This is a genomic window from Azospirillum sp. B506 (assembly GCF_000333595.1).
Lineage (GTDB): Bacteria > Pseudomonadota > Alphaproteobacteria > Azospirillales > Azospirillaceae > Azospirillum.
Genome location: NZ_BADK01000438.1, coordinates 1 through 8,724 on the forward strand (window position 1 = coordinate 1; position 8,724 = coordinate 8,724).

The 8,724-nt window shown below is 66.3% G+C and carries 9 protein-coding genes; 4 read left to right on the top strand and 5 right to left on the bottom strand.

The genetic code is table 11. The features are described 5' to 3' along the window. From I71_RS13355 to tpiA, 4 genes are all read right to left on the bottom strand, one after another. Positions 1-1,539: autotransporter domain-containing protein (locus tag I71_RS13355; protein ID WP_042695348.1), on the bottom strand; the 1,539-nt coding region annotated here is incomplete at its 3' end. 184 nt (positions 1,540-1,723) lie between these two features. After that, on the bottom strand, positions 1,724-3,355 hold the full coding sequence (locus I71_RS13360) for a CTP synthase (protein WP_042695349.1): 1,632 nt from the start codon (positions 3,353-3,355) through the stop codon (positions 1,724-1,726). 203 nt (positions 3,356-3,558) lie between these two features. Beyond that, positions 3,559-3,882, bottom strand: coding sequence for a preprotein translocase subunit SecG (gene secG, locus I71_RS13365; RefSeq protein ID WP_042695350.1), 324 nt, complete (start codon positions 3,880-3,882; stop codon positions 3,559-3,561). A 165-nt stretch (positions 3,883-4,047) separates the two neighbouring features. Continuing rightward, positions 4,048-4,803: a triose-phosphate isomerase gene (gene tpiA, locus I71_RS13370; protein WP_042695351.1), complete on the bottom strand. Its 756-nt coding sequence runs from the start codon at positions 4,801-4,803 to the stop codon at positions 4,048-4,050. A 279-nt stretch (positions 4,804-5,082) separates the two neighbouring features. Between tpiA and mbfA the strand changes: the two genes are divergently transcribed. Both mbfA and I71_RS13380 read left to right on the top strand, forming a co-directional pair. Further along, on the top strand, positions 5,083-6,039 hold the full coding sequence (gene mbfA, locus I71_RS13375; protein ID WP_042695352.1) for an iron exporter MbfA: 957 nt from the start codon (positions 5,083-5,085) through the stop codon (positions 6,037-6,039). A 113-nt stretch (positions 6,040-6,152) separates the two neighbouring features. Next, on the top strand, positions 6,153-6,665 hold the full coding sequence (locus tag I71_RS13380) for a MarR family winged helix-turn-helix transcriptional regulator (RefSeq protein WP_042695353.1): 513 nt from the start codon (positions 6,153-6,155) through the stop codon (positions 6,663-6,665). A gap of 20 nt (positions 6,666-6,685) precedes the next feature. Here the strand turns inward: I71_RS13380 and I71_RS13385 are convergent, their stop codons facing one another. Then, positions 6,686-6,931, bottom strand: coding sequence for a hypothetical protein (locus I71_RS13385; RefSeq protein ID WP_244433816.1), 246 nt, complete (start codon positions 6,929-6,931; stop codon positions 6,686-6,688). Positions 6,932-7,100: 169 nt separating this feature from the next. On the opposite strand from I71_RS13385, the gene I71_RS13390 reads away from it, so the two are divergent. Together I71_RS13390 and I71_RS13395 are read left to right on the top strand one after the other, a co-directional pair. Continuing rightward, complete coding sequence (locus tag I71_RS13390; RefSeq protein ID WP_042695354.1) at positions 7,101-7,802, top strand: response regulator; 702 nt, start codon at positions 7,101-7,103, stop codon at positions 7,800-7,802. Further along, positions 7,799-8,724: HAMP domain-containing protein (locus tag I71_RS13395; protein WP_042695355.1), on the top strand; the 926-nt coding region annotated here is incomplete at its 3' end. The genes I71_RS13390 and I71_RS13395, both read left to right, overlap by 4 nt.

An 8,724-nucleotide genomic window follows, 5' to 3' on the forward strand; every position in this document is an offset into this window, starting at 1 on the left:
CCGATGCTGCCACCAGCGAGTTGCGCGTCTGCGACCGGTAGGTGAAGCCGACAGGCTGTTGTCCTCGCTGAATCCTTCAACCTCGACATGTTGGTAACGCAGCCCCAGCAGCGGGCCATGGGTCAACCCGCCGGTCGTGAACTCATAGCCGCCCTCGGCGCCGATGGAGGCGTTGATGCCCTCGGTGTTGCCGCCGGTGGAATGGTCGGTGCCGTTGATGGTCACGCCGCGCCGCAGGTCGTAATCGGTGAAGCCGATGGACCCGACACCGTTCACGAAGGCGCCGCCCATCCGGAAGACGCCATAGCCGCTCAGTACATACTCCCGCTGCTTGTAGTCGCCGCCGGTGGAGAAGCTGCCGCGGTAATGCGACGCCGTACCCGCGACGCCGAGCAGGAGGTTCTCGGTGAAGCGCTTGTCAATGCCGACGCTGACCGACAGCGGCGTGCCGCGCACCTCCGCCTGTCCACCGGCGCCGGGATCGCCGGTGCTGTCGCTGGTCAGCCGGCCGACTCCGCCGCTGATCCAGGCACCGGTCGTGCCCGGCTTGCGGCTCCACAGGCTGGTCGCCGCCTGGGCGAGGATGGTGGAGGTCAGGCGGTCACGGGTGTGGATCGGCGATTCGGCGAGCTGCGCGACATTGCCGGGGGCGGTCAGAGCGTTCAGCACGAAGTCCGACACAGCACGGTGCCCGGCGGTGGTCGGATGGACGCCGTCGGCGAACAGGTAAGTCTGCGCCGCATTCGGCGTCACCAGCGTTCCGGAGGTGCAGAGCAGCGAACTGCTGGTGGTGCAGGCAGTGCCGGTCACATTGATGAAGCCGAAGGAAGACGGATTCGCCACCGCGGCCCGCAGCAGCGAATAGGTGTCGATTGGAATGACCGAAACGCCGGCATTCGCCAGCCCCAGCGTGACGAGCTGGTTATAGCCGCTGACCAGCTGGGTGATCTGGGCCGCCGCGGAAGCGCCCTGGGCCAGCCCAAACGGCGTCGATCCGATGTCCGGCACCGTCGGCACCAGGATCGTGCGTGCCCCGGCCGCACGCAGCCGCGCCACCTGCGTCACCAGATCGCCGGCGGCCTGAGTCACCGTCGCCTGGGCGGTGGCGGGGTTGTTGAGCGCTGTGAAGATGTCGTTGGCACCGCCCCAGACGGTGTAGAGCGCATTGGGATCGGCCCGGCCGCCGCTGGAGGCCAGATAGCCGGAAATCTGCGTCGCCACGCTGGGGGCGAGCGCGGTCGGACTGGTTGCGGGGAAGCCGACCGGACTGTTCACTCGCGCCCCGCCAACCGCATAGTCAGTGCCACCACGCGCCGCCGTGGTGGCGGAGGTGCCGAGCGCCCCGGCGAGGTTTTCCGCCCACACTGGACCGGGATTGGTGGTGAACTTGCCGCCGACCGGCAGCAGCGATTGGAAAGCGCCGCTGTCGGTCAGGCTGTCGCCGAAGAAGATGGTGGAGGAATAGTCCGCCGCCGCAGCCGGAACCGCAGCGAGCGCGGTAAGGCAGGCAGCGAGCGCAGCAGTCCTGACGCGATTCATGATCCTTCCCCATCCAGATTGTTTGGTTGTGCGATTTTCTAAGGATCGTGGCACAAGGGTGTCGGGCACGCAAGGAAGGTGACCTATTGGGAAGGTTACGGAAATGAGAAAGCCCCGCCATTTAGGGCGGGGCTTTCTCGGGGATCGCTGTCGACGCTGGGGAGCCGACCTTGCTCCCGGTGGCTCAGACCAACCGGCTCTGGTCGATGGCCGCCTTGATGAAGGCGGTGAACAGCGGGTGCGGGTCGAACGGCTTGGACTTCAGTTCCGGGTGGAACTGCACGCCGATGAACCAGGGATGGTCTGGGATCTCGACGATCTCCGGCAGTTCCCCATCGGGCGACAGGCCGCTGAACTTCATGCCGCAGCTCTCCAGACGCTCCTTGTAGTACACGTTCACCTCATAGCGGTGACGGTGCCGTTCGGAGATGCTGGCCGTGCCATAGACCTCTGCGACCTTGCTGCCTTCCAGCAGCTTGGCCGGATAGGCGCCCAGACGCATGGTGCCGCCCAGGTCGCCGGCCTCGGCACGGCGCTCCAGCGTGTTGCCGCGCATCCACTCGGTCATCAGGCCGACGACCGGGTTGCCCGGTTTGCCCAGCTCGGTGGAGCCGGCATCCTCGATCTTCGCCATGTTGCGGGCGGCTTCGATCACCGCCATCTGCATGCCGAAGCAGATGCCGAAATAGGGCACCTTCCGCTCACGGGCGAACTTGGCCGCGCGGATCTTGCCTTCCGTGCCACGCGAGCCGAAGCCGCCCGGCACCAGGATGCCGTGGACATTCTCCAGCCGCTTCACCGCCGCGTCGTCGTCCTCGAAGATCTCCGAATCGATCCAGTCGAGGTTGACCTTGACGTTGTTGGCGATGCCGCCATGGGTCAGCGCCTCGGCCAGCGATTTGTAGCTGTCGAGCAGGCTGATGTACTTGCCGACCACGGCGATGGTGACTTCGCCCTGCGGCTTGCGCACCCGGTCCATGATGCGGGTCCAGCGCGACAGGTCCGGCTCCTTGTCGGTCGGCAGGCCGAAATAGCTCAGAACCTGGGTGTCGAAGCCTTCCTCGTGGTAGCTGATCGGCACCTGATAGATCGACTCGACGTCCAGCGCCGCGATCACCCGCTCCGGACGGATGTTGCAGAACAGCGCGATCTTCTTGCGCTCGTTCTCCGGAATCGGGCGGTCGGCGCGGCAGAGCAGGATGTTGGCCTGGATGCCGACGCTCAGCAGCTCCTTCACCGAATGCTGCGTCGGCTTGGTCTTCAGCTCGCCGGCGGTCGGGATGTAGGGCAGCAGGGTCAGGTGGATGTAGAGGACATTCTCCTGGCCGACCTCGTTGCCGAACTGGCGGATCGCCTCCAGGAAGGGCAGCGACTCGATGTCGCCCACCGTGCCGCCGATCTCGATCAGGACGAAGTCCTCGTCGGTGGCGTCGGCTCGGATGAACTCCTTGATCTCGTCGGTGATGTGCGGAATGACCTGGACGGTACCGCCCAGGTAATCGCCGCGACGCTCCTTCGCGATCACGGTGGAGTAGATGCGGCCGGTGGTGATGTTGTCGCCCTTGCGGGCCGAAACGCCGGTGAAGCGCTCGTAATGGCCCAGGTCAAGGTCCGTCTCCGCCCCGTCGTCGGTCACGAAGACCTCGCCGTGCTGGTACGGGCTCATCGTGCCGGGATCGACGTTCAGGTACGGATCCAGCTTGCGCAGCCGCACCTTGTAACCGCGCGTTTGGAGAAGCGCCCCAAGCGCCGCCGACGCCAGACCTTTGCCCAGCGAAGAAACGACGCCACCGGTGATGAAGATGTAGCGAGTCATGTCCGTCCGAAGAGCTTGAGAGCTGTTCCATGTCCCCAGAGGGAACGGATTTTCCATCCCCCCATAGGGAGGAGCTGTTCAACGTCCCCCGAAGGGTCGGCGCCGAAACTCCTGTCGCGGTCGTCGGCCCTCAAAAGAAAGAGGCGGCTTCGGGGAGGCCGCCTCGCTGTCCGCTTCGTACCCGTGCGCTGGTAACTGCCCCGTTACTGGGACACCGGCGGCGCGGGTTGGGCCGGAGCGGCCGGCTGAGCGGGAGCCGCCGGGCTGGCCGGCAGCGTGTCGATGATCGACGCCGGGCGCGAATGTCCGCCGGCCAGGATCGCCAGCACGATGCTGGTGGCGAAGAAGCAGCCCGCCAGAATGCCGGTGGTCCGCGTCAGCAGATTGGCGGTGCCACGGGTGCTCATCATGCCGCCCATGGTTCCACCGCCGATGCCGAGCCCGCCGCCTTCCGACCGATGGATCAGGATCACACCGACCAGCCCGAGGGCGATCAGCAGGTGAATGACCAGAATCACCGATTCCATGCGATGCTCCCCCCACACCATCCCAAAAATCGAATAGCGCGCCACAGGCCGTCTTAAGGGCCCGTGGCGCGCGCCCATTGTTGTACCGCGCCAGGACGCGATATGCCAGCGCCAAAATACCCATGCCATATCCATTGGCGGCATGGCTGACACCAGCGTGGCGTATCAGCGGCAGGCGGTGGCGATGGCCCAGAAATCGTCCGCCTTCAGCGCAGCACCACCGACCAGCGCGCCGTCGACATTCTCTACAGCCATCAGTTCCGCCGCGTTGCCCGGCTTGACCGAGCCGCCATAGAGAATGCGGACCTTGGCGGCTTCGGCGATCCTGCCGTCCAGCTCGGCGCGGATGTGGGCGTGCATCGCCCGCACGTCGTCCGGAGTCGCGGTCTTGCCGGTGCCGATGGCCCAGACCGGTTCATAGGCGATGACGGTGTTCTCCGCCGTCGCACCGGCCGGGATGGAGCCGGCCAACTGATCCGACACCACGGCGTTGGCCTGGCCGGCGTCGCGCTGCGCCTCGGTCTCGCCGACGCAGATGATGGCAACCAGACCCTCCTTGTGGGCGGCCACCGCCTTGGCGTTCACCACGGCGTCGCTCTCGCCATGATCGGCACGGCGCTCCGAATGGCCGAGGATGACGAAGCGGCAGCCGGCATCCTTCAGCATGGTCGGCGCCACGTCGCCGGTGTGGGCGCCGGAGGTCTTCGGCGCGCAATCCTGGCCGCCCAGCGCCAGCGGGCTGTCGGCAATGGCCTCGCCCACCGGGAAGAGCAGCGGGAAGGGCGGGCAGACCAGCATGTCGAAGACGACCGGACCGGCGCCCTTCAGCCGCCCGGCGAGGTCGGACGCAAGATCCAGCCCGTCGGCCTTCAACCCGTTCATCTTCCAGTTTCCGGCGATCAGCTTCCGGTTGGCGGTCATGGTCGTTTCCTTCTTATCTCGGCATTATGGGGGAACTTGTGGAACGTTCTTGGCCTCTCGTGACCGAAGCCCATAGCAAGCCCGCAGGCGAATTTCCACTCACCCAACCGGCGCACCGGCCCCCGGCAGCCATAAGAGACATCTTGTAGCAGGTCCCCGGCCAAGGCCGGTCATCCACCGGGATGGTCCACATCAGACGAAGTGCCATGTTGCGGATGCCCCTTTCCGGAATAGCATCATTCGCAACGCACCATTCCCACGCGGCGAAGGCCTGACCCCATGAAGAACTTCTCGGATTTGACGGAAAAGGAGCTGCTGGCGCTCGCCATCGCCCTGGAGGAAGAGGACAGCCGCATCTATGACGAGTTCGCCCACGGGCTGACCGACAATTACCCCGACACGGCAAAGATGTTCCGTGCCATGGCGTCAGAGGAAAACGGGCACCGCCACCGGCTGCTGGAACTGTTCCGCGCCCGCTTCGGCGACCACATTCCCCTGATCCGCCGCCAGGACGTGAAGGGATTCGTGGAGCGCAAGCCGGTCTGGCTCACCCGCCCGCTGGGGCTCGACACCGTCCGCCGGCAGGCCGAACTGATGGAGGCGGAGACCAAGCGCTTCTACACGCGCGCCGCCGAGAGGTCGCAGGACGCCGCCATCCGCCAGCTGCTGGGCGATCTGGCGGAGGAGGAGCGCCGGCACGAGGCCAAGGCCGAGCGGCTGGAGGCGAAATACGTGTCTCCCCGCGTGCGCGAGCAGGAGCACGAATCGGAACGCCGCCTGTTCCTTCTGCAGATCGTCCAGCCGGGTCTGGCCGGGCTGATGGACGGGTCGGTGTCCACCCTGGCGCCATTGTTTGCCGCCGCCTTCGCCACCCAGGACAGCCACGAGACCTTTCTGGTCGGTCTGGCCGCCTCCATCGGTGCCGGCATCTCCATGGGCTTCGCCGAGGCGCTGTCCGATAACGGATCGCTGACCGGGCGCGGCAGCCCGTGGCTGCGCGGACTGGTTTGCGGCGCCATGACCACATTGGGCGGTCTCGGCCACGCCCTGCCCTACCTGATCCCGCACTTCTGGACGGCGACCGCCATCGCCATCGCCGTGGTGGCGGTGGAACTGGCCGTCATCGCCTGGATCCGCAACCGCTACATGGACACGCCGCTGCTGTCGGCGGCCTTTCAAGTGGTGGTCGGCGGGCTGCTGGTTTTCGGCACCGGCATCCTGATCGGCAGCGCCTGATCGGCGGTGGAAAAGCCGGTTGCCGGAACGAGCTTGTCCTTGTAACCGGGCACGCGATTGTTTATGTCTGTGCTGCTGTCCTAATTAGAATAAATCGAACCAATCGCGTCGCCATGGCTGACCTTAAAGCGGGCGTGAACCAGCTCTTTCTCCGCGAGGAGGAACTCCGCACCGGAATGGAGCTGCTTTTCTACGCCTATCGCGAATTCACCGCCGAACCGGATGAGATTCTGGCGGAGATCGGCTTCGGCCGCGCGCATCATCGCGTGATTTACTTCGTGGGCCGTTATCCCAGGATCACGGTGTCGGAACTGCTGGCGATCCTGAAGATCACCAAGCAGAGCCTGTCGCGCGTGCTGGGCGAACTGGTGCGCCAGGGCTTCATCGACCAGCAGACCGGTGCCCGCGACCGGCGGCAGCGCCTGCTGGAGCTGACGGAAAAGGGCGTGGAGCTGGAACGCCAGCTGTCCGAAACCCAGCGCCAGCGCATCGCCCGCGCCTATCGCATGGCAGGCGCCGAGGCGGTGGAAGGGTTCCGCAAGGTGATGATGGGCATGCTGGACGAGGAGGACCGGGCGAAGTTCGCTCCGCCCGTTCCCCCTGCCCGTCTTGCCGTAAAGCGCTGATCCGGAAAAGCTGGACCGGATCAGCCGGCTTTCGATTCGGTTTGTGCCGGCGCTGCGGCGGTCGTGTCGGCCGGCTTCTCCGCGGTCGTCTTGGCGTCGTTGGGAGTGCGGCGGCGGAAGCCGCCCTTGCGATACACCACGTTCTCGGAAGCGCCCGGTGGACATTGGACTATGTTCCCGCCCTTTGCCAGGAAGGCGCGGGTCATTTCGGCGAGGTCTTGGGCGTCCAGGTCCCTGGGGTCGTTGGACCTGTGGTCATAGGCCATCGTGATCGCTCCTCGTGTCTCTCGGCCCTCAGCGGAGGGCATATGGAGACTAACACGGATCGGGGACGAAACGGCCAAGCCCTTACACGTCTGCCCGCCATGCATATCCAGGAAATCTCCCGCAAGGCCACCCTAGGTCGATTGCGTGGACCCGCGTTATAGTCCGGCCATGACCGAAGATCAGCCCCACATCCTGGTCGTCGACGACGACACCCGCCTGCGCGAACTCCTGCGCAAATATCTCGCCAGCAACGGTTTTCTGGTCAGCACCGCCCGTGACGCCGCCGATGCGCGGGGACAGCTGGGCGGGCTGGCCTTCGACCTGCTGGTGCTCGACATCATGATGCCGGGCGAATCGGGCCTGTCGCTGACCGAATCGCTGCGGCGCGAGCGCGACCTGCCGATCCTGCTGCTGACCGCCCGCGACGAACCGGACGACCGCATCGCCGGACTTGAGGCCGGGGCCGACGACTATCTCGCCAAGCCATTCAACCCGCGCGAGCTTCTGCTGCGCATCAACTCAATCCTGCGCCGGCAGGCCGCCCGCCCGCCCGAGCCGGCGGCTCCGCTGGCCGCGCCGGTGCGGCTCGGCCCCCTCACCTACCTGCCCGACCGCGACGAGCTGCGGCAAGGGGACGAGGTGATCCGCCTGACCACGGCTGAGGCCAGTCTGCTGCGCATCCTTGCCACCTCCCCCGGCGTAACCTTTACCCGTGACGAGCTGACCGAACGCAGCAAGGTCGCCGGCAATGCCCGCACCGTCGATGTCCAGGTCACCCGCCTGCGCCGCAAGATCGAGGCCGACCCGCGCGAGCCGCGCTATCTCCACACGGTCCGTGGCGAGGGCTATGTGCTGAGGCCCGATCCGTGACGGCGAGCGGACAGGCCGGAGCGGACGATGCCGCCGCCGGGCGGGCGGCGGTCCGCCGGGCCGAACGGCGGCGGCGCACGCCGTTTCTGAAGCGCTTTCTGCCACGCACGCTGTTCGGGCGGTCCCTGCTGATCATCGTCACCCCGGTGATCCTTGCCCAGGCGGTGGCGACCTGGATCTTCTACGATCGCCACTGGGATACGGTGACCAACCGGCTGGCCTACGCGGTCGCCGGCGATATCGCCACCGTGATCGCCATGCTGGAGCGCGACCCGTCGCAGGACGGGCGCGACTGGACGCTCGCCACGGCCGCCCGCACCACCGACCTGATCGTCACGCTGGAGCCGGACCAGACCCTGCCGGACAAGCGCCGCGCGTTGAGCGGCCTGCTGGAACGCACGCTGGGCAAGGCACTGGACGACCGGGTCGGCCGACCCTTCACCATCAACACCCGCGTCGCCCATGAATGGTACGAGATCCGGGTGCAGATGGCTGACGGGGTGCTGTCGGTGATGTCGCCGGAACGCCGGCTGTTCTCACCCACCAGCTACATCTTCATCCTGTGGATGGTCGGGTCGGCCATCGTGCTGTTCGCGGTCGCCATTCTGTTCATGCGCAACCAGATCCGGCCGATCAAGCGGCTGGCCATCGCCGCCGACGCGCTCGGCAAGGGCCGCGACGTCTCCAACTTCAAGATGGAGGGGGCGACGGAGGTGCGGCAGGCGGCCTCCGCCTTTCTGCTGATGCGCGAGCGCATCCAGCGCCAGATCAACCAGCGCACCGAGATGCTGGCCGGCGTCAGTCACGACCTGCGCACGCCGCTGACGCGGATGAAGCTGGCGCTCGACATGATCGGCGATCCCGACCTCGATCCCGAGGTGGAGGAACTGAAGGCCGACGTCGCCGAGATGGAGGAGATGAT

Bases quoted from the DNA above. Each gene is read 5' to 3' on its own strand.
- I71_RS13385 (WP_244433816.1), bottom strand. From the start codon at position 6,931: ATGGCCTATGACCACAGGTCCAACGACCCCAGGGACCTGGACGCCCAA.
- I71_RS13390 (WP_042695354.1), top strand. From the start codon at position 7,101: ATGACCGAAGATCAGCCCCACATCCTGGTCGTCGACGACGACACCCGC.
- I71_RS13360 (WP_042695349.1), bottom strand. From the start codon at position 3,355: ATGACTCGCTACATCTTCATCACCGGTGGCGTCGTTTCTTCGCTGGGC.
- tpiA (WP_042695351.1), bottom strand. From the start codon at position 4,803: ATGACCGCCAACCGGAAGCTGATCGCCGGAAACTGGAAGATGAACGGG.
- secG (WP_042695350.1), bottom strand. From the start codon at position 3,882: ATGGAATCGGTGATTCTGGTCATTCACCTGCTGATCGCCCTCGGGCTG.
- I71_RS13380 (WP_042695353.1), top strand. From the start codon at position 6,153: ATGGCTGACCTTAAAGCGGGCGTGAACCAGCTCTTTCTCCGCGAGGAG.
- mbfA (WP_042695352.1), top strand. From the start codon at position 5,083: ATGAAGAACTTCTCGGATTTGACGGAAAAGGAGCTGCTGGCGCTCGCC.